This is a genomic window from Streptomyces sp. HUAS TT7 (assembly GCF_051550175.1).
In the GTDB taxonomy this organism is placed as follows: domain Bacteria; phylum Actinomycetota; class Actinomycetes; order Streptomycetales; family Streptomycetaceae; genus Streptomyces.
The window spans coordinates 5,179,728-5,203,941 of the sequence record NZ_CP196175.1; the positions used below are offsets into that span (position 1 = coordinate 5,179,728).

20 protein-coding genes are annotated in these 24,214 nt (G+C 72.2%); 15 read left to right on the forward strand and 5 right to left on the reverse strand.

From position 1 onward, the window contains the following. Positions 1–26: 26 nt before the first annotated feature. The 3 genes from ACSHXC_RS23435 (at position 27) to hutI (ending at position 4,163) form a co-directional block, all read left to right on the forward strand. The gene (locus tag ACSHXC_RS23435; protein ID WP_438293486.1) at positions 27–1,217 is read left to right on the forward strand and encodes an allantoate amidohydrolase; all 1,191 of its coding nucleotides are present in this window, start codon (positions 27–29) and stop codon (positions 1,215–1,217) included. Beyond that, positions 1,208–2,545: a formimidoylglutamate deiminase gene (locus tag ACSHXC_RS23440; RefSeq protein WP_438293487.1), complete on the forward strand. Its 1,338-nt coding sequence runs from the start codon at positions 1,208–1,210 to the stop codon at positions 2,543–2,545. Before ACSHXC_RS23435 ends, ACSHXC_RS23440 begins: the two co-directional genes overlap by 10 nt. A 451-nt stretch (positions 2,546–2,996) precedes the next feature. Further along, complete coding sequence (gene hutI / locus ACSHXC_RS23445) at positions 2,997–4,163, forward strand: imidazolonepropionase (protein ID WP_438293488.1); 1,167 nt, start codon at positions 2,997–2,999, stop codon at positions 4,161–4,163. Positions 4,164–4,175: 12 nt separating this feature from the next. Here hutI and ACSHXC_RS23450 read toward each other — a convergent pair whose 3' ends face one another. Beyond that, on the reverse strand, positions 4,176–6,359 hold the full coding sequence (locus ACSHXC_RS23450; RefSeq protein WP_438293489.1) for an FGLLP motif-containing membrane protein: 2,184 nt from the start codon (positions 6,357–6,359) through the stop codon (positions 4,176–4,178). A 178-nt stretch (positions 6,360–6,537) separates the two neighbouring features. After that, positions 6,538–6,849, reverse strand: a complete 312-nt coding sequence (locus ACSHXC_RS23455) for a hypothetical protein (RefSeq protein WP_438293491.1) — start codon at positions 6,847–6,849, stop codon at positions 6,538–6,540. Positions 6,850–7,114: 265 nt separating this feature from the next. On the opposite strand from ACSHXC_RS23455, the gene ACSHXC_RS23460 reads away from it, so the two are divergent. From ACSHXC_RS23460 to ACSHXC_RS23485, 6 genes are all read left to right on the forward strand, one after another. Continuing rightward, complete coding sequence (locus ACSHXC_RS23460; RefSeq protein WP_438296770.1) at positions 7,115–8,185, forward strand: GNAT family N-acetyltransferase; 1,071 nt, start codon at positions 7,115–7,117, stop codon at positions 8,183–8,185. Positions 8,186–8,317: 132 nt separating this feature from the next. Continuing rightward, positions 8,318–9,571 carry a glycosyltransferase gene (locus tag ACSHXC_RS23465; RefSeq protein WP_438296772.1) on the forward strand — a complete coding sequence of 418 codons (1,254 nt, stop codon included), beginning with the start codon at positions 8,318–8,320 and terminating at the stop codon, positions 9,569–9,571. After that, the gene (locus ACSHXC_RS23470) at positions 9,568–10,371 is read left to right on the forward strand and encodes a polysaccharide deacetylase family protein (RefSeq protein WP_438293493.1); all 804 of its coding nucleotides are present in this window, start codon (positions 9,568–9,570) and stop codon (positions 10,369–10,371) included. The genes ACSHXC_RS23465 and ACSHXC_RS23470 overlap by 4 nt, the downstream gene beginning before the upstream one ends. A gap of 138 nt (positions 10,372–10,509) precedes the next feature. Further along, positions 10,510–12,423, forward strand: coding sequence for a hypothetical protein (locus tag ACSHXC_RS23475; protein ID WP_438293495.1), 1,914 nt, complete (start codon positions 10,510–10,512; stop codon positions 12,421–12,423). A gap of 283 nt (positions 12,424–12,706) precedes the next feature. Next, complete coding sequence (locus tag ACSHXC_RS23480; protein WP_438293496.1) at positions 12,707–13,108, forward strand: hypothetical protein; 402 nt, start codon at positions 12,707–12,709, stop codon at positions 13,106–13,108. After that, positions 13,105–14,187, forward strand: coding sequence for a glycoside hydrolase family 26 protein (locus ACSHXC_RS23485; protein WP_438293497.1), 1,083 nt, complete (start codon positions 13,105–13,107; stop codon positions 14,185–14,187). Before ACSHXC_RS23480 ends, ACSHXC_RS23485 begins: the two co-directional genes overlap by 4 nt. Here ACSHXC_RS23485 and ACSHXC_RS23490 read toward each other — a convergent pair. The 3 genes from ACSHXC_RS23490 to ACSHXC_RS23500 all read right to left on the reverse strand — a co-directional run bounded on the left by ACSHXC_RS23490 (position 14,162) and on the right by ACSHXC_RS23500 (position 18,552). Continuing rightward, complete coding sequence (locus ACSHXC_RS23490) at positions 14,162–16,345, reverse strand: lipopolysaccharide biosynthesis protein (RefSeq protein WP_438293498.1); 2,184 nt, start codon at positions 16,343–16,345, stop codon at positions 14,162–14,164. The genes ACSHXC_RS23485 and ACSHXC_RS23490 overlap by 26 nt on opposite strands. Continuing rightward, entirely contained in the window at positions 16,338–17,510 is a 1,173-nt protein-coding gene (locus tag ACSHXC_RS23495; protein WP_438293499.1) for a DegT/DnrJ/EryC1/StrS family aminotransferase, read from the reverse strand. Before ACSHXC_RS23495 ends, ACSHXC_RS23490 begins: the two co-directional genes overlap by 8 nt. Before the next feature lie 139 nt (positions 17,511–17,649). Continuing rightward, complete coding sequence (locus tag ACSHXC_RS23500) at positions 17,650–18,552, reverse strand: RNA polymerase sigma factor SigF (RefSeq protein WP_438293501.1); 903 nt, start codon at positions 18,550–18,552, stop codon at positions 17,650–17,652. A 245-nt stretch (positions 18,553–18,797) separates the two neighbouring features. Here ACSHXC_RS23500 and ACSHXC_RS23505 point away from each other — a divergent pair, with 245 nt between their 5' ends. The 6 genes from ACSHXC_RS23505 to ACSHXC_RS23530 all read left to right on the forward strand — a co-directional run bounded on the left by ACSHXC_RS23505 (position 18,798) and on the right by ACSHXC_RS23530 (position 24,148). Next, the gene (locus ACSHXC_RS23505; protein WP_438296774.1) at positions 18,798–19,166 is read left to right on the forward strand and encodes an STAS domain-containing protein; all 369 of its coding nucleotides are present in this window, start codon (positions 18,798–18,800) and stop codon (positions 19,164–19,166) included. A 64-nt stretch (positions 19,167–19,230) separates the two neighbouring features. Beyond that, positions 19,231–19,740 (forward strand): ATP-binding protein, encoded by a 510-nt coding sequence (locus ACSHXC_RS23510; protein ID WP_438293502.1) that lies wholly within the window; start codon positions 19,231–19,233, stop codon positions 19,738–19,740. A 178-nt stretch (positions 19,741–19,918) separates the two neighbouring features. Further along, a complete protein-coding gene (locus tag ACSHXC_RS23515; RefSeq protein ID WP_438293503.1) occupies positions 19,919–20,596 on the forward strand; it encodes a peptidase in 678 nt (225 codons plus the stop codon). Between the two features lie 56 nt (positions 20,597–20,652). Then, a complete protein-coding gene (locus tag ACSHXC_RS23520; RefSeq protein WP_438293504.1) occupies positions 20,653–21,591 on the forward strand; it encodes a COG1470 family protein in 939 nt (312 codons plus the stop codon). Beyond that, entirely contained in the window at positions 21,588–22,664 is a 1,077-nt protein-coding gene (locus ACSHXC_RS23525; protein WP_438293505.1) for a hypothetical protein, read from the forward strand. The genes ACSHXC_RS23520 and ACSHXC_RS23525 overlap by 4 nt, the downstream gene beginning before the upstream one ends. Positions 22,665–22,705: 41 nt before the next feature. Further along, positions 22,706–24,148, forward strand: coding sequence for a hypothetical protein (locus ACSHXC_RS23530; RefSeq protein ID WP_438296776.1), 1,443 nt, complete (start codon positions 22,706–22,708; stop codon positions 24,146–24,148). The last annotated feature ends 66 nt before the right edge of the window (positions 24,149–24,214 follow it).

Consider the following 24,214-nt stretch of genomic DNA (forward strand, 5'->3'; position numbering starts at 1 on the left):
GGCGGGGTGGGGCCTCCTTTCAGGAGATGTGGCGCGAGCTTGCGCCCATCGGCCGCAACCCCGACACCCGCGGCTACCGCCGCTTCGCCTGGACCGCCGCGGACGCGGACTGCCGGGACTGGTTCCGCGCGCAGGCCGAGTCCCGTGGCCTGACGTACGAGCTCGACCGCAACGGCAACCAGTGGGCCTGGGCCGGAGACCCGGCGGCCGGGGACGCCGTCGTCACGGGGTCGCACCTCGACTCCGTCCCCGACGGCGGTGCCTTCGACGGCCCCCTCGGCGTCGTGTCGTCCTTCGCCGCGCTCGATGAACTCCGGCGCAGAGGGGCCCGGTTCAACAGGCCCCTCGCCATCACCAACTTCGGTGATGAAGAGGGCGCGAGGTTCGGGCTCGCCTGCGTCGGGTCACGGCTTGCCGCAGGACAGCTCACCGTCGACGCCGCGCACCGCCTGCGCGACGCGGACGGCGTCAGCCTCCCGCAGGCCATGGAGCGCGCCGGGTACGACCCGGACGCCATCGGCCCCGACCCCGAACGCCTCGCCCGCATCGGCGCGTTCGTGGAGCTGCACGTGGAGCAGGGGCGGGCGCTCGACCTCAGCGGCGACGCCGTCGGCATCGCCTCCGCGATCTGGCCGCACGGCCGCTGGCGGTTCGACTTCGCGGGGGAGGCCAACCATGCCGGCACCACCCGCCTGGTCGACCGCCGCGACCCGATGCTGACGTACGCCGAGACCGTCCTCGCCGCCCGCCGCGAGGCGGAACTCGCGGGCGCCGTCGCCACGTTCGGCAAGATCTCCTGCGAGCCCAACGGGGTCAACGCCATCCCCTCCCTGGTGCGCGGCTGGCTGGACTCGCGGGCCGCCGACCAGTCCACCCTGGACACGGTCGTCGCCGCGATCGAGCAGGCCGCCAAGGAGCGCGCCGAGCGCGACGGCGTGGACCTCAGCGTCGTACGCGAGTCCTTCACGCCCGTCGTGGAGTTCGAGCACGCCCTGCGCGACGAGATCGCCAAGATCCTCGGCGGCCACACCCCGGTCCTGGGGACCGGCGCGGGACACGACGCCGGAATCCTGTCCGGCTCGATCCCGACCGCCATGCTGTTCGTACGCAACCCCACCGGCGTCTCGCACTCCCCGGCCGAGTTCGCCGGCGAGGACGACTGCGTCGCCGGGGTGCTCGCACTCGCCGACGTACTGGAGGGCCTGGCGTGCAGGTGACGTACTGGCTGGAACACGCCTGGCTCGACCCCGAGGCCGAGCCGGGCGTGGTCGTGGAGGTCGCCGACGACGGCCGAATCGCCGCTGTCCGCAAGGGAGTTGAGACACCGCCGCCCGGTGCCGTGGCGCTGCGCGGGTTCACGGTCCCCGGGCTCGCCAACGCCCACTCGCACGCCTTCCACCGCGCCCTGCGCTCCACCGTGCAGGTCGGCTCCGGGACCTTCTGGACCTGGCGCGAGGTCATGTACCAGGTCGCGTCCCGGCTCACCCCGGACACGTACCACGCCCTCGCCCGCGCCGTGTACGCGGAGATGGCGCTCGCGGGGATCACCGCGGTCGGCGAGTTCCACTACGTCCACCACGCGCCGGGCGGCACCCCCTACGCCGACCCCAACGCGATGGGCGAGGCGCTCATCGCGGCGGCCGCCGAGGCGGGCATCCGCATCACCCTGCTCGACACGGCCTACCTCTCCTCCGGTTTCGGCGCCGCCCCCAACCGGCACCAGCTCCGCTTCTCGGACGGTACGGCCGAGGCCTGGGCGGAACGCTGCTCGGCCCTCAAGGACCGCGAGCACGCCAGGATCGGCGCGGCCATCCACTCCGTACGAGCCGTCCCCGCAGGGGAGTTGGGCACGGTCGCGGGGTGGGCCGAGGCGCGGCAGGCCCCGCTGCACGTGCACCTGTCCGAGCAGACGGCGGAGAACGACGCGTGTCTCGACGCGTACGGTCTGACGCCCACTCAGCTGCTCTCCGAGCACGGGGTGCTGGGGCCGCGCACGACGGGCGTCCACAACACGCACGTGACCGACGGGGACATCTCGCTGCTCGGCTCCACCGGTACGGGCACCTGCATGTGCCCCACCACCGAGCGTGACCTCGCGGACGGCATCGGCCCCGCGCTCGCCCTCCAGCGGGCCGGGTCCCCCCTGTCGCTCGGCAGCGACAGCCATGCGGTGATCGACATCCTGGAGGAGGCGCGGGCGATGGAGCTCGACGAGCGCCTCCGTACGCGGACGCGGGGGCACTGGACCGCGGCGGCGCTGCTGCGGGCCGCGACGGCGGATGGCCAGGCGGCCCTCGGCTGGGCCGAGGCGGGCCGGATCGAGCCGGGTGCCCTGGCCGACCTCACGACGATCGCCCTCGACTCGGTCCGGACGGCGGGGGCGGTTCCTCGGCTTGCCGCGGAGACGGCGGTGTTCGCGGCGGCGGCGTCCGACGTCCGGCACGTCGTGGTGGGCGGCCGCCAGGTGGTGCGGGACGGGTCCCATGCCCTGATACCCGACGTGCCGTCGGAACTGGCCGCGGCGATCGCAGCGCTGAGATCGTAGAAGCCCCCCACCCCGCCCCTTCCCGAGACCCTCCGGGGGATTGATGCCCGGCTGTGGCCCGGTGGTCGTCCCCTGGGGCTCCGCCCCAGACCCCGTTCGCGCCTGAAGGGCGCTCGTCCTCAATCGCCGGACGGGCTGGGAATGCCTGTACAGGCGCCTCGCGAAGTGCCGGACGGGCTGGAGATGCACCCCGCCAGGATCAACCCTGTTAGGGGCGCGGGGCTGTGACATGTGCGGCTCCGCCGCGTGGGCGCGAGCGGCCACCTACGGCCCGCAGGCGAACGAGACAACCAGCTCACCCACACCCCCCGGAGGGTCTCGGGAAGGGGTGGGGTGGGGGCCTGACTGGGTCTGGGGCGGAGCCCCAGGAGACGACCACCGGGCCGCAGCCCAAACACTCGCCCCCGGAGGGTCTAGGGGAGGGGCGGGGTGGGGAAAAGGAAAGGACACCATGAGCAGCACCCTCGTACACAACATCACCACCCTCGTCACCAACGACCCCGACAGGGGAACCGGCCCCCTCGGCCTCATCCAGGACGCCGCCCTCGTCATCGAGGGCCAAAACATCGCCTGGGTCGGGCGAAGCCAGGACGCCCCGCCCACCGACACCGCCCACGACGCCCACGGCCGAGCCGTGATCCCCGGCTTCGTCGACTCCCACTCCCACCTGGTCTTCGCGGGCGACCGCACCCAGGAGTTCAACGCCCGCATGTCCGGCCAGGCATACGCAGCCGGCGGCATCCGTACCACCGTCGCCGCCACCCGCGCCGCGAGCGACGAGGAGCTGGGGGACAACGTCGCCCGGTACCTCGCCGAGGCGCTGCGGCAGGGCACCACCACCCTGGAGACCAAGTCCGGGTACGGGCTCACCGTCCAGGACGAGGCCCGCGCGCTGCGGATCGCGGCCGAGCACACCGACGAGGTCACCTACCTGGGCGCGCACATCGTGGCCCCGGAGTACGCCGACGACCCGGCCGGATATGTCGACCTGGTCACCGGCGAGATGCTCGACGCCTGCGCCCCGTACGCCCGTTGGGTCGATGTCTTCTGCGAGAAGGGGGCCTTCGACGGGGATCAGGCGCGTGCCGTCCTCACCGCCGGCAAGGCCAAGGGGCTCATGCCCCGCGTCCACGCCAACCAGCTGACGTACGGGCCCGGCGTGCAGCTCGCCGTCGAGCTGGAGGCCGCGTCCGCCGACCACTGCACCCACCTCACCGACGCGGACGTCGACGCCCTCGCCAACAGCGGGACCGTCGCCACCCTGCTGCCCGGCGCCGAGTTCTCCACCCGGGCCCAATGGCCGGACGCCAGGCGGCTGTTGGACGCGGGCGCGACCGTCGCCCTGTCCACCGACTGCAACCCCGGGTCGTCTTTCACGTCCTCGATGCCGTTCTGCATCGCGCTCGCCGTACGGGACATGAAGATGACCCCGGACGAGGCGGTCTGGTCCGCCACCGCGGGCGGCGCCGCCGCGCTGCGCCGCACCGACATCGGCCGTCTCACCCCGGGCGCCCGCGCCGACCTGGCGTTCCTGGACGCGCCCTCGCACGTCCACCTCGCCTACCGGCCCGGCGTCCCGCTGGTGAGCGAGGTCTGGCGGGCGGGCCGCAGGGCCTGACCGGCCGGCCGTTCACGCTGCCGCGGCCCGCCGCTCCAGGCGGGCCACCCAGCGGCGAAGCCCCAGCGAGAGCGCCCAGGCGAGCACGAAGAGACCGGTCGCGATGGCGACTGTCAGCCAGCGCAGGTCCTTCGACACCAGGAGATGCGCGCCCGCGCCCGGGTGCACCTGGCTGAGCAGCACGTGGAAGAAGAAGGTCAGCGCCACCAGATACAGCGCGTACCAGGCGGGCCTGTTCCACTCCTTGAGCACCCGCCCGTCCATGCCGGACAGCGGCAGCATCCCGAACACCACCACCTCGACCCCGCCCACCACCGCCAGGCCGACCGTGTACGCGAGCACGTACGACAGGTCCCCGGGATCGGCGTCGCGCCCCGCCTCGACCAGGGGCGCGCCCAGCGTCCACACAAGGAGCGAGGCCGCCAGCGTGCAGATCCCGCCGACCAGCACGGCCTGCCCCTTCGGCACGCCCCCGGTGACGCGTGGCGGAGCGCCGAGCACCAGATACACCGCGACGAGCCCGTAGACGTACGGCACGGGGGACTCCAGCCACCTCGACAGCGCCGCCATCACCACGGCGAGCGCCAACCCGGCCGGAACCACGCGGAGTTCGGCCGGAACACCGCCCCGGCCCGGCCGCAGCAGGGAGTCCTTCGTCTTCTCGTACGTCACGAGAATGAGCAGCATCCCGGCCGCCGCCCCGGTCACCTTGATGGCGGTCTGTGCGCTCCAGTGCGTGGTGGCGTCCGCCCACACGACGAGAGCCCCGCCACCGACCGCGTAGCAGCCCATCCGCAGCCAGCTGGGCATCCTGGCGGGGCCGGTGTGCTGCCGCCGCCTGCGCCACCAGCGGGTCAGCGCGTTCTCGGCGAGCTGCGAGGGGAACGCCTTCTCCAGAAGCAGCACCATCAGCAGGAACCAGACGGCAAGCCCGGCCGAACCGGCCAGGTCCTTGAGCGCCCACGACACTTCGGCGGGCGTACGCAGACTTCCGACGAGGTCGGTTCCGTGACCGTGATGGCTTCCGCCGCTTCCGCTTCCGCCTCCGCTTCCGCTTCCGCCTCCGCCACCTCCGGCCGGGGGCGGCGGCGCCGTGCCGGAGAGGCCGGGCGTGAGGGTGGGGTCCGGGCTGTTCCCGTCGCTGGGGGTGGGGTCGGAGCGCGTCCCCGGCCGCGTGGTCGGCCCGTCCGACGAGCCGCTCGGGGTCGGCCCCGGCGATGTGGGGGTGCCGGGGTGGTGGTCCGTGGCCTGGCCGGGGGACGTCGGGGAGCCCTTGTCGTCCGGCGTGGGCGTGGGCGTGGACGGTGTCGGCGACACCGGCGGGGTGACCGCCGTCGCGGGCACCGTGAACGGTGCCGAGGCCGTGAGCTGCTCCCCGGGCGTGGTGTGGCCCCCCAGAACGGCGACGGACAGCCCCTGGCAGGTCACGGTCACCTTGTGCGGCCCCGCCCCGGCCCCCGCCGGCACCGCGAAGGAAGTCCTGAGCTTCCAGTCCGCCTTCGACACGGTCCCGGAGGCGACGTCCGTTCCGTCCCACAGGACGCGGGCCGCCGTACCGCACTGGAACGACGTACCGAGGACATTCACGGTGCTGCGGGGTGCACCGGATCCCGGGTCGAGCGAGACCGCGGGCGGCGGCAGAACCGGTGGCTGAGGCGGCTCCGGCGGGAGGACCCGGAAGGTTCCGCTCCGGCGCACCGAGGGGCGGGAGGCGCAGGTCGCGACGACCGTGTACGTCCCGGGTGCGGCGTTCGCAGGCACCACGTACCTGTACGTGAAGGCGCCCGACGCGTCGGTCCACCCCTTGACCGGCGGGAAGAGGTCGCCGGTCAGGGTGATCGGCCCGGCGAACCCGTCGCCGCTTCCCGCACAGTCGAAGCCGCTCCCGTTCACATGGAGGGGCCCGCCGCGCTTGGCCGTCGGGTACACCGTGAACACGGGGTTCGCGGACGGCCGCGGGACGGGCTTCGGCGCCGCGGCGTGCGTCGGCTCAGGAGATGTGGGCCCGGCCAGTGGCGTGGAAGGGCCGGGCCCCGGCGTGGACACGGAGGAGGCGGAGCCGACCGCGGCGGCCGTCGCCGCCGTGGTCACCATGCGCTCGGGTGCCGCCGGATCCGGCACCCCGGTGATGGCCGGCAGCACTGCCGCCGTGCCCACCGCCACGCATAGACTCCGCTGCCACAGCCTCTTCTCCATCGGCTGTGCCCCCCTCGTCCGCGCGGCCCTCCCCGGACCGCTGCGCCTCCGGTTACATGTCCTAGGACGCCACGGCCCCGAGGAGAAGGTTCCAGCGCGTAGGCGGCGCTCAGGAGCGCGATTGCCCGATGGATATGCGCCGTGCGCCCCTCAAGCAGTGCCTCTCAAGCAGTGCCCCTCAAGAAGTGGCCAGGCGCTCGATCTCCGCGGTGTCGCCCGTCGCGAGCAGCCCGAAGAGCCGCAGCACCTCGTCCTTGGACACGCCGGTCAGCTGGCGCGGGGGCGCGTCCGGGTCGTCCAGGTTCTCCCACAGGAGCCAGAGCAGCTCGCCGCTCGGGAAGGCGCTGAGGGACCAGCCGTTCTCGTGGGTCAGGGAGACGTCGGGGTGCTCGTCGTCGGCATCGGCCAGGCCGTCGAGGATCGTGCGCATCATCGCCTCGTCGGGCTCCTCGACGGAGGTGCCCGACAGGTCGGTCATGAAGTAGCTCATACCGTGCATTACCTCACGCCGAGCGCCCCGCCCGTACGTCCGGGCCCGTCCGCCCCACCCGCCCTCCATCCCAAGACGGGGCCAAAACGACGACGGCGTACCAACCTTCACCGTACGGTCACAAACTGAGGGAGGGTACCTACCGTCGGGTGAAATCGACCGGTACCGTCCAGGTTCAGCGTGGCTCAGGGGGAGACCGGGGGGTCGAAAGTTGAGCAGTCTGCGCGGGAGCGGCGCCGCCGACGGTGCACGGGGTCGCATACGAGTGGTCAGGCCCGGCGATCTGAGTGCCGGGGAACTGGAAGTCTGGCGCGAGCTGCGGGCCAAGTCGCAGGCGCCGGAGAATCCTTTCATGGAGCCGGAGTTCACTCTGGCTGTGGGGCGCGTGCGGTCTTCGGCGCGGGTGGCCGTGGTGTACGAGGGTGGCGAGCCCGTGGCCTTCTTCCCGTACGAGAAAGGGAAGTTGGGGCAGGGGCGTGCCATCGGGTTCGGGGTCTCGGACTGTCAGGGGATGATCGCCCGCCCCCAACTCGGCCTTGAGTGCGATGAGTTGATGCGGGCCTGTGGTCTGTCCTCCTGGGAGTTCGACAATCTGGAGGCCGGGCAGTCGCTGTTCGTGCCGGACGCCGCCGCCGAGTACGCCTCCTTCGTCATCGACGTGGGGGCCGGGTACGCGTCGTACGAAACGATCCTGCGGCAGCAGTCGCCGAAGTTCTTCAAGACGACCGCCGCCAAGGAGCGCCGCCTTGGCCGGCAGGCCGGGGAGGTCCGGTTCGTCTTCGACGAGCGGGACCCGGCGGCGCTGGCCCGGCTCATGGAGTGGAAGTCCGCGCAGTACCGCCGCACCGGACGGCGCGACCGGTTCGCGCAGGACTGGATCAACACCCTGGTGCAGCAGCTCGCCCACACCCGCGCGCCCGGCTGCTCGGGGGTGCTCTCCGTGCTGTACGCGGGGGAGCGGCCGGTAGCGGCCCACTTCGGGCTGCGTTCGCGCACCGTCCTGGCCTGCTGGTTCCCGGCGTACGACCCGGAGTTCGCCAAGTTCTCGCCGGGGCTTGTGCTCCATCTGCGGATGGCGGAGGCCGCCGCGGCCGAGGGCATCGGGATGCTCGACCTCGGGCGGGGGGCCGCCGAGTACAAGGACGCGCTGAAGACCGGCGAGATACCGGTGTACGAGGGGGCGTCCACCAGGCCCGGCGCGGGCGCGGTGCTGCACTGGATCGGCCGCGAGCCGTCCCGCCGGGCGCACGGATTCGTACGGAAGCGGCCGAGGCTCGCCGAGTTCGCACAGCGCAGCCTCAAGCGGGCCGGGCGGTTGCGCGGTGCCGGAAAGTAGCCCCGCGGGGGGCATTGAGCACATCAGGAGACCCGGAGCACGGGGGGAAGCACAGTGTCGGACAGGTCGTCGCAGTCATCGCAAGGCCCGGAGGCCCAGAGCCTTGTGAGACCGCAGGGCATCAGGCAGGGGATCAGCGTGGGGGAGCTGGATCTCGACGGCCTGGACGGGGACGTTTTGTCGCTCACGCCCGCGCCGGGCGGGCCGCCGGTCGGGCCCGGCGAGGTGTACGTCCTGGTCAGGCTGCGGGGGCGGCCGGTCGGGACGGTGCTCGGGCAGGTCAGGGAGGGTGACGACGCGGCCGAGGTGCTCGCCACGGCGGCCCGCAAGCAGCTCACCGGGTTCGTGCCCGAGGAGCGGCCCGCGCCCTCGCTCAGCCTGCCGCGCGCCAGCATCGTCGTCGCCACGAGGGAGCGGGCCAGCCAACTCGCCCGCGCGCTCGACTCGTTGCTCGACCAGGACCACCCCGACTACGAGATCCTCGTCGTCGACAACAACCCCGCAACCGACCAGACCCGCGAACTCGTCGAGCAGCGCTACGCGGCCCTCGGGGTGCGCTACGCCGTCGAGCCCGTGCCGGGTCTCGCCGCGGCCCACAACCGGGGTGTCGCGTCGGCGCACGGCGAGATCCTCGCGTTCACCGACGACGACGTGATCGCCGACCGGCGCTGGCTGTCCTCGCTGGCCGCGCCCTTCGTCGACGATCCGCGGCTCGGCTGCGTCACCGGGCTCATCCTGCCCGCCCGCCTCACCACCCCGGCGCAGATCCTGCTCGAAAGCCACGGCGGCTTCACCAAGGGCTTCGCGCCGCGCCACTTCGACCCGCGCCGGCCACCGGCCGACGAGCCGCTGTTCCCGTTCACGGCGGGGCGGTTCGGATCCGGCGCCAACATGGCCTTCCGGGCGCGCGCCATCCGCGCGGTCGGCGGTTTCGACCCGGCCACCGGCACCGGAACCCCGGCCAGGGGCGGCGACGACCTGTACGCGTTCGCCCGGGTCGTCGTCGCGGGCCACCGGCTCAGCTACACGCCGGAGGCGCTGGTGTGGCACCACCACCGCGAGACCTGGCAGGACCTGGAGAACCAGGCGTACGGATACGGTGCCGGGCTCACCGCCTACCTCACCGCGATCATCGTGCGCCGCCCGGCGCTGCTGCCCGCGCTGCTCGCCCGGGCGCCGCGCGGCCTCGCGCACGCGCTGGCCATCAGCGCCCACCGCGACGCGGGCGAGCAGTCCGTGCCGGGCGAGCACGGCTCGCAGAGCTACCCGTGGCCGCGCTCGCTGTCCCGCCTGGAGCGCCGGGGCATGCTGTACGGGCCGCTCGGCTACCTCCGCGCCCGGCGCCGGGTGCGCGGCCACCGGCTGCCCTGGGAGGCGGCCCGATGAGCACCGACGCGCCCCGCATCCCGGTGCTCCTGTACCACGCGGTGATGGACGACCCGCCCGACTGGATCGCCGAATTCACCGTCGCGCCAAGGGAGTTCGGGGCCCAGCTAGACGCGATCCGCGACAGCGGACGTACGCCGGTGACCATGAGCACGCTCGCCGCGCACTTCGCCGGACGGGCCCCGCTGCCGCCCCGGCCGGTCGCGCTCACCTTCGACGACGGCTTCGCCGACCTGCCGGGCCGCACCGCCGAGGCGCTCGCCGAACGCGGCATGCCCGCCACCGCCTACCTCACCACCGGCGCGATCACGCCCGGCAGGCAGAGCCTGCTGCCGCCCGCGCCGATGATGACCCTCGACCAGGCGAAGCTCCTTGAGGAGTACGGGATGGAGGTCGGCGGCCACACCGTCTCGCACCCCCAGCTCGACACGCTCACCGTGCGCGCGCTCAGACGTGAACTCATCGAATCCAAAGCCGAGTTGGAGGATGCCCTCGGTCATCGGGTCGACCATCTCGCCTACCCGCACGGCTACAACAGCCGCGCCGTGCGCCGGGCCGCGCGTGCGGCGGGGTACGAGAGCGCCGTAGCGGTGCGGCACGCGCTCAGCTCGGAGCGCGACGAGGCGTACCGGATCGCCCGGCTCATCCTGCGCCGCACGCACACCGTCGCCGACATCGAGGCATGGATGCGCGGGGAGGGGGCACGGGTCGCCCCGTACAACGACTCGCCGCAGACGGTCGGTTGGCGGCTCTACCGGCGGACCAGAGCCCTCGTGAAGGGGCCGGTTTTCGCGGGGTGAGGAGAGTGGGGGCGGTCTGCGGTGTAGCCGTGCAAACGCGAAGAGTGTTCCTATACTTCGCTCAAGGGGACAGCCAGCAGAACAGCCAGGGGACAGCGGCGTGACGGCCGTGACCACATCTGTGGGGGGAGTCGCACTGTGCAGCAACGTGTGCCCACGCCGGTCCAGGGGAGCAAGCAGCACCCCGGCGGCACGGCCAAGGAGCAGACGGCGGACGCGCCGACGAAGGGCGCGCGGCGCTGGTCGAGACCGGATCTGATACAGCCTCAAATCCTGTTCACCTGGCTGCCGTTGGTGATCGCGACCGCCTTATGGGTGTACTCGCTGCCGCACATCGACTACCGGCACATGGACGACTGGGGCCTGATCGACCAGCTGCCCGCCGCGTTCTACCTCTCCCTCGCCGTCCTGACCGGCGGCTTCGTCGTCAGCCTGCGGCGGGCGGGCACCGCGCCCTGGTGGCCGGGCCTCTACAGCGTCGCCCTGCTCTTCGCCCTCAAGGCGCCGACCGCGATCCTGTACAACTCGGTGCGCTACCCCTGGTCCTCCAAGCACGACGCGGTGGTCAACCACCTCCTCGCCAACCAGGAGCTGCGGCCGGGCGTGCCGCTGTCCGGCAACATGGCGGCGTACGACCAGTGGCCCGGCTTCTTCACGCTCAACGCGGGCCTGGTGCGCGCCTTCGGCGTGGACGCCGCGGCCTCGTACCTCAACTGGGCCTCGCTCTTCTACGGCGTCGTCCTCATCCCCGTGCTGGTCCTGATCTACCGCACCTTCGCCGAGGACTGGCGCCTCGTGTGGACCGGCGTGTGGATCTTCGAGGTCGCCAACTGGGTCGGCCAGGACTACTTCTCGCCCCAGGGCATGGCGCTCATCCTGGACCTGGCCGTACTGGCCGTGGTCTTCCGGCACTTCGTACGGCCCGGGGCCGCGGGCGAGCTGCGCTCGCGGGCCAACCTCGACCCGGCCGCCGCCAGCGTCCCGCCGCCCACCACGGGCCGCCAGCGGGCGGTCTGCATCGCGATCCTGGCCCCGCTGATCGCCGCCATCAACTTCACCCACCAGCTCACACCGGTGATGCTGTGCGTCGCCCTGTTCGCGCTCAACCTGACCCGGCGCTACCGCAACCCCGGGCTGCTCGTCGTCACGGCCGTGATCATGCTGATCTGGGACGTCACGATGGGCCGGCCCCTGTTCGTGGAGACGCTGGCCTCGCTGAAGGAGTCGGTGGGCAACCTCCTCAACAACTCGCGAGCGGGGTACGCGGGTGAACTCACCGGTCCTGGGCCGGTGTTGCAGGGCCGGGCCGATGTCGTCATGGTCCTGGTGATCGCCGGGTTGGCGGCGGTCGCGGTCGTCCTGCGCCGAAAACTGGTGAAGAGCGCACTGCCGCTGCTGTTGGTCTCGATCGCGCCGGTGCCGCTGTTCGCCGTCAACGACTACGGCGGCGAAATGCTCTTCCGGGTCTACCTGTTCGGGCTGCCGGGCGCCGCGTTCTTCGCGGCGGCGGCGCTCGTGCCCGCGGCGGCGGGGCAGGGGAAGGGGCGGATCAGACCCGTGGTGCGACAGCGGGTCGCGGCCGTCGCGCTGCCGCTGGTGCTCGTCCTGCTGGTGGCCGGGTTCATCCCCGCGTACTACGGCAAGGAGCGCATGTACTACACGCCGCCGGCCGAGACGGCGATGGTGACGAAGGTGCTCGACAACGCGCCCAAGGGGTCGATGATCCTGGCCGTCACCGGGTCCTTCCCGCAGGCGCTGCACCGGTACGACCAGCTGGAGCACTGGTATGTCGCGGAGCAGGAGGAGCCGCAGAACGCGATCATGCTGCGGGATCCTGTGGGGTATCTGGAGCCGCAGCTGCCCAAGGACGGGCGGCCCGTGTACTTCATCCTCACGCGGACGCAGGACTTCTATACGGCGGGGGAGGGGCTGCTCCCCGCGGGGGGCTTCGCGGAGCTGAAGTCGAAGCTTGTGGCTTCGCCGAGGTTCCGGGTGATCGACGGGAACGCGTACGGAACGGTGCTGCAGTATGTGGCCCCGCGCCCTGGTTGATCCCCCACCCCGCCCCTTTCCTAGACCCTCCGGGGGTTGAAGGACTCCTGGGGCTCCGCCCCAGACCCCGTTCGCGCCTTAAGGGCGCTCGTCCTCAATCGCCGGACGGGCTGGAGTGGGCTGACGTCCGTCGTCGCCTGAGGGGCTGCGGATGCCCGCATGGGCACCCCGCCAAGGTCAACCCTGCCAGGGGCGCGGGGAACTGCGCGAAAGGCGACGGCCCGCGGTCTGGCAGCAACGCACGTTCAGGATCACCACCCTCACCGACCCGGAGGTCGCCGCAATGACCCTCACTCAGACGCACATCAGAGTCACCGTCGCCCTGTCCGGCTGGCTGGCCCTCGCGGCAACCGCGCTCCCCGCGGCGAGCCCGGCCCGATGGATCCCCGTACTGCTCTTCGTCGCCCTCGGCCCCGGCTTCGCGCTGCTCTACCCGCAGCGCGGCACCCTGCGACCCGGGGCCCGCCTGGAGGCGCTCGCCCTCGTCGCGCCGCTCAGCCTCTCGTTCGGGGCGCTGGTGTCCACCTGCCTCTTTCTCGTGCACGGGTTCTCCGCCACCGCCTTCCTGATCTCGCTCGCCGCGTTCTCGACCGTGGCCTGCGCCTTCCCGGGGCTGCCCCTGCCGGCCGCGACCCGGGGCGCCGTGGAGCGTACGAAACGGGCCAAACCCGGGGCCGGGCGGTGACCCGGCGTGCGGTCACCGCGGCCACCCTGCTGGTCGTGGCCGGGCTGGTCGCCGGGTTCGCGGTCTGGCTCGACAAGCCCGAGAAGCGCAACGCGCTGCCCGCCAACGCCGCCTCCGGCCCCGCGCCGAGCGGACGCTGCGCCCCCGACGCCAAGCTCGCCCCGCCGTGCGGAGCCTGGTGGGGCGCGTACGTCCCGTACGCCGAGAACGGCTCCCTGAAGGACCCCGTACGCGACTTCGAGGGCAAGATCGGGCGCAGGCTCGACCTGCTGTACACGTACCACGACATGTCGAACAAGCCGCTCGACGGCGAGCTGCTCACCCCCGACGAGCAGGAGCTCGGCCGGGACCGGCTGCTCATGCTGGCCTGGGAGTCCACGGTCTGGCGCAAGCCGCACCACGAGGGCTACACGGAAGACCAGTTGGGGTGGGCGAAGGTCGCCTCGGGGGCGTACGACGAATCGATCATCGATCCGCAGGCCCGGCGCATCAAGGCCTACGGGAAGCGGGTCTTCCTCTCCTTCGACCAGGAGGTCGACGCCCGCACCCCGGACGCCGGCACGCCCGAGGAGTACGTCGCCGCCTACCGCCACCTCCACGACCGGTTCGAGGAGCTCGGTGTGGACAACGTGGTGTGGGTGTGGACCGTCTCCGGCTACCTCGCCAACGGTGACCTCTTCAAGCGGCTCTATCCGGGCGATAGTTACGTCGACTGGATCGGCATGGACCAGTACAACTACTTCCTCTGTCACAGCACGACCGACTGGAAGGACTTCTCGCGCAGCCAGAAGCCCACCTACGACTGGCTGCGGGCGAACATCTCCGACCGCAAGCCGATCATGCTCTCCGAGTTCGCCACCGCCCCTGATCCACAGCAGCCCGAGCGGGCCCGGCAGTGGTACGAGCAGGTGCCGGACGTCGCCAAGTCCGCTCTGCCCGACGCCAAAGCCCTGGTCATGTGGAATCGGTCCGTGCCGGGGAAGGGGTGTGACCTCACCGTCAACTCCGGTCCCCCGCTTGCTGGTTACAAGGAGGCCGGCTCGGACGGCTACTTCAAGCAGCCCGTTCCCGGTCGGTGAACCAGCGGTTCACCAGGGCCGCCGCCGTCGCCGCGGACAGCCCCGCGAAGACCGGCAGGGCCACCTCGGCGAACGCGTGCTGTGCCGCCCAGCCCGCCACCGCCAGCACCCACACCACGACCGCGGTGACCCGCCAGTGCACCCGCAGCGCCCGCAGGGCCACCGTCGCCAGGGCCAGGCAGAGCAGTTGCAGCGCGATGGGCAGCCAGCGCTCCACTCCGTTGCGCGAGGCGAGCCCGGCGGTCTCGGTGAGGAAGCGGACGAGCGGGGTGTGCCAGGGGCCCGACACCGGGTCTGGCGGTACGCCGAGGATGACCGGCGCGGTGTGCAGGCCCGCCACCGTCACCCAGAGCCCGGCCACGAGCAGCCCCGGGCGCGGCCGGTACAGCGAGACCGCCGCGCTGCACACGACGATGAGCAGCACCCCCGCGGTGAGGCTCACCGGCGGCAGGTAGTGCAGGAGGCCGGTGCCGTTGAGGTTGCCGCCGGGGACGTCCGCGGCGCGCGACAGCGGCACCCAGAACAGGCCCGCGGCCAGCCCGAGCAGCAGCCACAGGGCGGTCGTCAGGAGCGACTCGTCGCTCTCGCGGGCCTCCGGGTCGGGCAGGATGCGCAGGCGCAGGGTGGTCGCGGAGCCCTGTTCGGGGTGGTGGGCGCCGGGGACGTACACGGGGATGCCGAGCGCAGGGGTCGCGGTGTCCATGCCGCCGCGCAGATACGCGGTCTGGGTGGCCCAGCGGGTGCCGTACTCCTGGGCCTCCTCGGTCCGGGCGGCCTGCGCCAGCATGGCCCAACTGGTGCCGAACTCGGCCGCCTTGGAGGGGCGCGGGGGCCGGACGGTGGCGCGGCCCGCGAGGGCTGCGCGCAGGCCGGGCACGCAGCACAGCGCCATCACGGTCATCGCGCACAGCTGGGCCCAGCCGGCGCCGGAGATGCCGAACACGCCGAGCAGCACGGCGGCGCTGCCGAGGACCAGGGTGCACATCGCGCCCTGGAGGATCGCCAGCATGCCGGTGCGGCCCTGGACGCGCAGGACGCCGATGTACAGCTCGACGGCGACCCGCGGGATCGCGGCCGCGGCCAGCAACTGGAGCACCAGCGTGCCGTGCTGGGCGTAGTCGCCGCCGAACGGGCCGAGGATCTGCTGCGCGAACAGGACCAGGAACAGCACGACCGGGATCAGCAGGAGCGCCATCCGGCGCAGCGCCCCGCGCACCCCGTCGGCGAGCTTGTCGGGACTGTGCGAGGAGTGCGCGGTGAGCGAGGAGGCCATGTTGATGGCCATGAACTCCATGGTCCCGCCGACCGTGTACGCGATGAAGAAGAAGCCGTTCTGGGCGGCCGGGAAGCGCACCGCGACCATCACCGGAAGCAGGTTGATCATGGCGAGCGAGAACAGCGCGCCGACCGAGTCCCCGGCCAGGAATCGGCCGATCTCGCGCAGCTCCGGGACCGGCCGGTCGCGGTCGGCGGCGGCCTGCGCGGGGATCAGCCGGCGGAAGATCAGCCAGCCGAGCGGCAGTATGGAGAGCGCCATCGCCGCGGCCCAGGAGATGAAGACGCCGAGCGCGAGCGCGGAGAACACGGCGAGCAGGAGCAGCTTGCCGAGCGAGAACACCGCGTTGCCGACCGGCACCCAGATCGCCTTGCGCAGGCCGGTCAGGACGCCGTCCTGGAGGGTCAGGATCGCCCAGGCCACCGACGACACCGTGAAGACCACCCCGGCGGTGAGCCCGGACAGCGGCGCGTACGAGGGCCCCCACAGCGGCAGCGTGAACAGGAAGACGACGCAGGCCACCGCCACCACGACGGTGCTGGCGACGTAGGCGCGCCGCACGAGCGGGCCGGTCGAGCGGCCGGCCCGGGGTACGTAGCGCACCACCGCGCCGATCATGGTGGTGGCGGTGATCGAGGCGAGCAGCTTCATCGCGGCGATGGCCGCCGAGCCCTGCCCGACCGCCTCCTCGCTGTAGTAGCGGGCCGCGACCAGCCAGAAGCCGAGGCCGAGGGCGGCCGAGACGGCCGTGGACAGCATGAGGGCGTAGGCGTTGCGGAACATCGAGTCGCCGCCGCCCGTGGGCGGGGGGCCGTCCGTGACGGCCTGGTCGGACGGCACGGCGGCGATGTCCTCGATCTCGGATCTGGCCGTGTCAGACACCGGCGGGGCCGCCCCTCGCGGGCCGGGTGCCCGCCGCGCGCAGCACCTCGATGGTGCGCGCGGCCTTCAACGGGTCGACGGGCAGGGCATGTCGGGCGAACCAGCGGCCCGCCTCGGGCGCGGGGGAGGGGTCGGTGAAGGCCTCGCCCGCGTAGTCGTCGAGCGGCGGGTCGTACAGATAGCCCACCGTGATCCGCTCCCGGGCAAGCGCCGCGCGGGCCGCGTCCCGGTCCTCGACGAGCAGCGGCACCCGGAACAGCGGCTGGACGGGGCCCGGCTTCGGCCGTGCCCACTCGGTGGCGAGCAACTGCCCGGTGCCCCGGCGGTGCGCGTCGAGTACGGCGTCGAGCTTCCCCAACTTCCGCTGGATCCGGGCGAGTCGGCCCCTGCCCGGGGTGGCCCGGTAGTCGTGCATGTCGACCCGGGCCCAGGAGTGGAAGGGGGTGAGGCCCGGCGCGGACTCGATCGCACGGCGCAGCTCACCGGGGCGCAGCGGCATCCGGATGTCCTCGCGCTCCTGCTGCCCGAGCATGCGGAGCACCGCCCAGGCGGCGGGCGCCAGACGCAGGCCGCGTACGGTCGCCTCCGCGTACGGCCGTGCCCGGTAGGCGAGTTCGGCGCCGGGGCGCCGGGGGGCGAGGAGGGCGTCGCGGGTCTTGGCGAGGGCCTCGCGCAGGCCCTCGTCGGCGATGGCGAGGAAGCCGCCCGCCTTGGCCGCGGTGTGCTTGGAGAGGCTGAACACGGAGGCCTGGCCGAAGGTGCCGACCTTGCGCCCGGCGGCCTCGCTGCCGATGGCGTGGGCCGCGTCCTCGATGAGCGGGATCCCCAACTTCCCGCATTTGGCGGCCAGTTCGGGTGCCGGGTCGGGGTTGCCGTAGAGGTTGGTGGTGAGGACGGCGGACAGCTGTGGCCAGAGTTCGTCCGGTACGGCGGCCGGGTCGATGGATCCGTCGTGCGGATCGAGCGGCGCCTGGACCGGGCGCAGGCCGGCCGCGAGTACCACGAAGAAGATGACGTCGTCGTTGACCGGCGACATCAGCACCCGGCCGCCCGGCGGGCACCAGTGCCTGAGCGCCACGTACAGGCCGAGCCGGCAGGACGGCACATAGAGGCACTCGCGCCCCAGCCGTTCGCGCATCGACGCTTCGAGCTCTTCGTACGCCATGAAGTCCCCCCAGACCCCCCGCATCCCCAGCGCTCAATGTGACCCAGTCCGCACCGCTCCGTCAACAATGCGGAAGGGCCCGCACCTTGACGGAACGGGCCCTTCGGACAGCTGTGCGGCACTCATGGACCGGTCGGTCTTATTCTTCGAGTGTCAGCCCCTTGCGGAGCTTGCGCAGGGTGCGGGAGAGCAGCCGGGAGACGTGCATCTGGGAGATGCCGAGTTCCTCGCCGATCTCGGACTGCGTCATGTTGGCGACGAAGCGCAGCGAGAGGATCTTCCGGTCCCTGGAGGGGAGTTCGGCGATCAGCGGCTTCAGCGACTCGACGTACTCCACGCCTTCGAGGTCGTGGTCCTCGTAGCCGATGCGGTCGGTGAGCGCGCCTTCGGAGTCGTCCTCCTCGGGCTGCGCGTCCAGCGAGCTCGCGGTGTACGCGTTGCTCGCCGCCATGCCTTCGACGACTTCTTCCTTGGTGATGCCCAGGCGTTCGGCGAGCTCGCCCACCGTGGCCGAGCGGTCCAGCTGCTGGGCGAGTTCGTCGCCCGCCTTGGCGAGGTCCAGACGGAGTTCCTGAAGCCTGCGCGGGACCCGCACGGACCAGGAGGTGTCGCGGAAGAAGCGCTTGATCTCGCCGACGATGGTCGGCATCGCGAAAGTGGGGAACTCCACGCCGCGGTCGAACTCGAAGCGGTCGATCGCCTTGATCAGGCCGATGGTGCCGACCTGGATGATGTCCTCCATCGGCTCGCTGCGGGAGCGGAAGCGCGATGCGGCGAACTTGACCAGGGCCAGGTTCAGTTCGACGAGGGTGTTGCGCACGTAGGAGTACTCGTGCGTGCCCTCTTCGAGGGTGTCGAGACGGGCGAAGAGCGTCTTCGACAGCGCCCGTGCGTCGACGGGGCCGACCTCGGTGAAGGGCGGAATCTCGGGAAGGTTCTCAAGGCCTTCCGATTCGTGCGATCGTGCATGTGGGGGGCGGATGTCCTGCGGGTCCTGCTTGATCGACGTATCCGCTTGCGATTCGTCGAGCCGGGGTGACATGGGTCTCCTCCATCGTTCTCGGCATATGGCTGCCGATGCCCATACGTGTTGTCCGCGGTCTGCGGCGCCTCCGTGGCCGGTCGTGTTGAATAGCTGTCCCTACTACCCCTACCCGCTTCGAGCACGCTCCCGCAAGGCTTCTTTGTCCCGCTATGTCCGCTTTGATGGGATGTTTGGGTTCCGGAAGGCGTAGGGAAGGCGTAGTGTTCTTGGGAAGTTACGACGAATCGGCGAAGAGGGGCGGCATGGACCGCGGCACGGTCGGCAGCACGAATCGGGGCCGGCTCCGGGTCGGAGTCCGCACAGTGGGTCGCAGCGAGGTCCTGACGCCGGCGGGTGAGCTCGATCACCACACCGCGGATCTGCTCAGGGAACCCCTGGAAGAAGCCATCGCCCAAGGGCGCACCCGGCTCGTCGTCGACTGCTCGCAGCTCGACTTCTGTGACTCCACCGGACTGAACGTGCTGCTCGGCGCCCGCCTCAAGGCGGAGGAGCTCGGCGGCGGGGTCCACCTGGTGGCGATGCAGCCCGTCGTGGCGCGAGTGTTCGAGATCACGGGGGCGGAGGCGGTCTTCACCGTGCATGATTCGCTCGATACCGCCTTGTGCGACTGACCCCGATTCGTCCGGGCAGGAGAGCAGACTGAAGACGTTGGCGAATCGGTGAGGTGAAGCGCTGATGAGCACCACCCGGGAGCAGGCTCCGGGCGACCGCGGGCCCGAGCCTCACGGCGCCCGGCCCGGTGCCGTGCCGTCGGAATCCGACGGCACGGGCCCCGCCGCGTCCGCACGCGTCCTCGCGCTGAACGGGGCGAGCGGCATCGTCCCGATGGCCCGCGACTTCACCCGGCAGGCCCTCTACGACTGGGGCTGGCTCCCGGCGGCGACGGCCGAGGGCCGCGCCGCCTGCGAGGACGTGCTGCTCGTCGTCTCCGAGCTGGTCACCAATGCCTGTCTGCACGCCGAGGGCCCCGAGGGCCTGCGGGTCTCGCGCACCTCGAAGGTGCTGCGCCTGGAGGTCAGCGACCTCGGTACGGGCCAGCCCGCGCCGCGCACCCCGCACCGCGCGGGGCGGCCCGGCGGGCACGGGATGTTCATCGTGCAGCGGCTGTGCCTCGACTGGGGCGTGGTGCGCACGCCGGGGGTGGCCGGCAAGACGGTCTGGGCGGAACTCGCGGCACCCGCGTAACTCCTGTTCACGGTTACCGGCGGTTCGGACCGTCGGTCCACAGGCATGCCCGCACCTCGATCCCACCCTGTTCTTTGTCTTCCCTCGACAAGGTCCCCGGCGTACCTTGAGCGCCCAATCTGATGTGCCGTCAGTAACTTGGCGGCCTCCGGCAGAACCGGTATGAGGGGAACCAGAGGTGTCGTACCAGAAGAGGACAGCTCTCGCGCTGGCGGCGGCGGTCGCGGGCTCGGTGGTGCTGATCACCGCACCGGCGGCCCAGGCCTCCGTCGTGGACGTCAACTACAACTGCCAGACGCCGATCGGCGCCAAGAGCGCGGTGTCGCCCATCGACATCAAGGCGGTCAAGAGCGGCAGTTCCTACAACGTGACCATGACCTTCCAGAAGGGCGTCTCCTCCAGCCCGGTCGCACTCGGCGCGGGCGCGATGAACCCGAGCGCGGTGATCAACCTCGGCGGCGCCGACAAGGGCACCGTCGCGGTCAAGGGTCCCGCCAACTCCGCGGAGATACCGGCCAATACGCCCATCAAGATCAGTGACTTGTCGGGTACCTACGTCCCCAAGGCCAACGGCAAGGTCACCTTCACCGCGGGCGTCCTCACCATCAAGGCGCTCGGCACCACCACGACCTGCACCGCGAGCAACAGCCCCGGCCCCTCCCTGGAACTCGACGTCGCCGGAGCCGCCGGCTCGGGCGGCACCGGCGGCGATTCGGGCGGCACCCCGGCCCCCGCCGCCCTGCCCAAGACCGGCCCCCTCGACTCGGCCGTGGCGCTCGGCACCCTCGGCGGCACCGTGGTCCTGGTCGGCGCGGCCGGAGTGCTGTGGCTGACCCGTCGGGGCCGGCGGGCCTGATCTCCGCTCCCGTACGCCCCGACCAGGGGAACTCCCTCGCACCCGAGGAGCCGCCGATGCGTCCGATCCGCCTGGCCCTGTCGGCCGCGGCCCTGCTGCTGTGCGCGCTCTCGGCGCCCGCCGCGCACGGCGCACCGGCAGCGAGCGAGGACTGGACCGCCGCGCCCGCATCCGGCGGCGGGACCCGCCCGAGCGCCGACGGGAGGCCCTACTTCTATCTGGAGGGCGCACCCGGCACGGTCCTGGAGGACAAGGTCTCGCTGAGCAACCCGACCGGTGCCCCCCTGACGCTGAAGCTGCGCGGAGCCGCCGCGTACAACACCGCGAACGGGGCCTTCGCCGTGCGCCCGGCGCCCGACCCCTGGATCGCCCTTGCCGCGCCCGAGGTGAGGATCCCGCCGCACACCCGCGCCGACGTGCCCTTCGCGGTCACCGTCCCGGCGGGTGCGCAGCCCGGCGACCACCCCGCGGCACTGGTCGCCACCGAGGGCGGCCGCGAGGTCGGAGTACGCCTCCAACTCCGGGTGGCGGGGCCGACGTTGAGTGCCCTGACCGTGGAGTCCGTACGCGTCGACAAGGCCCATGGCCTCATCCGCTACGTCCTGGTCAACCGGGGCAACACCGCCCTGGCCCCGCGCCTCGCGCTGCGCGCCGACGGGGTGTTCGGGCGCGCCCTCGACCGCCCGGCGCGGACCCTGCCGGTCGAGCTCCTGCCCGGTCAGCGCGTCGAGCTGACCGAACCCTGGGCGCACCCGCCCGCCCTCGACCGGGTCACCGTCCGCCTCGACGTCACCGCGGACGACGGCGCGCACTCCACCGCCGAGGCGAGCGCCGCCTTCGTGCCGTGGGCCGCGGCCGGCGGGGCGGGCCTGGTGCTGATCGGGGGCGCGGCGGGAGTCCTCCGGTTCGTACGGCGGCGCGGGCGAGGTGCCGCCGAGATCGATGAACTACCCGTACTGGAAGCCGAGTTGGTGCAGACAGGAGCTCGTCAGTGAAGCCACGCCTGAGGGGCCCGGCCCTCGTCCTGCTGCTGCTCGGCCTCTTCGCGCTGCCGACGGCCGGGTCCTCGTACGCCGATGACGGCAAGCCCAGCGTCGCGCTCTCCGGGGCCGAGGCCGCCAAGGGGGCCGATGTCACCGTCACCGGCCAGGGCTGGCGATCCAATGCGCTGCTCATGCTGCTCGTCTGCGGGCAGTCCGATCCCGACAACGGCGTCATCGGCGGCACCAACTCCTGCTCCAACGCCGACGGGCAGGCCGTCACCACCGACGCCAAGGGCTCCTTCAGCAAAGTGCTCCCCGCCGCGCCGCCGCCCAAGCCGTGCCCGTGCGTCGTGCACGTGGCGACCGTGCAGGGTGAACAGGCCGTCGTGGACACCGAGTTGAAGATCACCGGGCATCCGGTGGCGCCGCTGCCGACCGCGACCGGCGACGGGAAGCTCGCCGTCCTCGCCGAGCCACGCCTCGACGGCAGCAGCTCCCTGCTGACCTGGTTCGGCGCGCCGCCGAGCCGCACCCTGGTCTTCACCGTCGGCAACCTGGGCTCGGCCCCCGTCAAGGACCCCGTCTTCCAGCTCGGCACCTCCCACGGCGTGTTCGCGCCGCAGTGGGAGGACCGGCAGTGGAAGGGCACCATCCAGCCCGGCCAGAAGGCCGAGGTCAAGCTCGACTTCGAGCTGTCGGCCGGCGCCCACGGCGACTACCAGGTCTCGCTCCAGTACGCGAAGAAGCTGCTCGCCACCGAGCCCTGGGGAGTGGACCGCCCCTGGGGCGTGACCTTCTTCTGGGTGCTGCTCTGCCTGGTGGTGCCCGCCGCGGTTTTCCGCATCGGCATGGCCGTGGTCGACCGGCTGCGCCCGCGCGAGCCGAAGCGGGCGGGCCCGGCCCGGCACCGCGGCGTACGGCTGCCCGACGTGACGGTACGGCTCCCGAAGCCGGGCCCGCAGCCGGGCGAGCGGAAGAAGCCGCCCGCCGAGCCGGGCCAGGGCCCTGCGAACAGGACCACGGCCGCGCTGCCGTGGTTCACCCCCGACTCCGCACCGACCGAGAACCACCCCAACCGTTCATGACGTCCCACGACGAAGGGAAATCCGTGACCACGCAACGGAGGATGAGCGCGGCCGGTCTCGCGCTGATGCTCGGCGGCGCGGGGATCATGCTGGCCGCAGGTCCCGCACAAGCAGCCGAAGTCTCGTACGCCACCGAGTGCATACCGCCGTCCGTCTCCGGTCTGCCGCCGGTCGAGGGGACGACGAAGGTGCAGATCACCGCGCCCGCCACGGCCAAGGTGGGCGATGTGGTGGACGTCGTCTGGAAGTTCACCCAGGCCGCGTCCAACAACCCCAACGTCCTCGACCTCAACAAGGACGTCGTCCTGCCGACCGGCACCCTCAAGGCGGGCGGCGCGCAGAGCGCCGACATCCCCATGAAGGGCCCCCGGCAGAACCCGCCGATCCCCAAGAACAGCCCGATGATCCTGTCGGACATGACGGCCAAGCTGAAGCTGACCAAGGCGGGCGACGTCACCCTGACGCCGGACGCGTACAACATCAACGTCAACCAGATCATGTCGACGGACACCAAGTGCACGCCGAAGGCGGCGGTCGGGGTCGGCGCGACGATCAAGGTGACGGACGCGGGAGGCACGACCGGCGGTACGTCAGGGGGGACCTCTGGCGGCACCACGTCCGGAGGCGCCACCGGCGGCTCCACGTCGGGCGGCACGACGGCCTCCGGGGGCACGACCGGCGGGTCCACCACCGGCGGCACGACGACCTCGGGCGGCACCACTGGCGGCACGACCAGCGGCGGCACCGCGACCGGCGGCTCGGCCTCCGGCGGCTCGACGGCCGCCGGAACCACCGGCGGCAGCGGTGGCCAGACCGACTTCCCCGGCAAGGAAGTCGCCGTCAACTTCGCCTGCACGTCGCCGGGCCCTGCCGGCATCCAGTCCAAGGTGACCGTCAACGCCAAGAAGAACGGCGGGAGTTACGACCTCACCGTCAAGACCGCCAAGGGCGTCATGAACAGCCCGGCGGACCTTCCGGCGGGCGCGCTCAAGCCGTCCATGCAGGTCGCCGTCGGCGGCGCCGACAAGGGCTCGGTGGCCGTCACCGGCCCCGCCAACCCCGACCCGATCAAGTCGGGCGCCCCGGTGAGCCTCACCGACATGACGGGCACCTACAAGCCGGGCGCCTCCGGCAAGTCCACGCTCAGCCCGGGCGACCTGTCCATCGACGTCACCCTGGGCGGCTCGCCGATCCACATCCCGTGCAAGGTCTCCGGCTCGGCGCCGGTCTCCTTGGAGCTCGACACGGCGGCCCAGCCCGGCGGCGCGGCCGGCGGCAGCGGCTCCGCGGGCACGTCGGGCACCGCGGGTACGGCGGGTACGACGGGGGCCACCGGCTCCTCGACGTCCGGCGGCCTGGCCCAGACCGGCGCGAGCGACACGGGCGCCCTGCGCGCGCTCGGCCTGGTCGCGGGCACGGTCCTGCTGCTCGGCGGCGCGATCTTCACCTTCACCCCGTGGCGGCGCCTGCGCGGCACGCGCTGACGTACCCCGGGAACGCGAAGAGCCGCCGCACCTTCGTGGTGCGGCGGCTCTCCGTCTGCGTAGGCG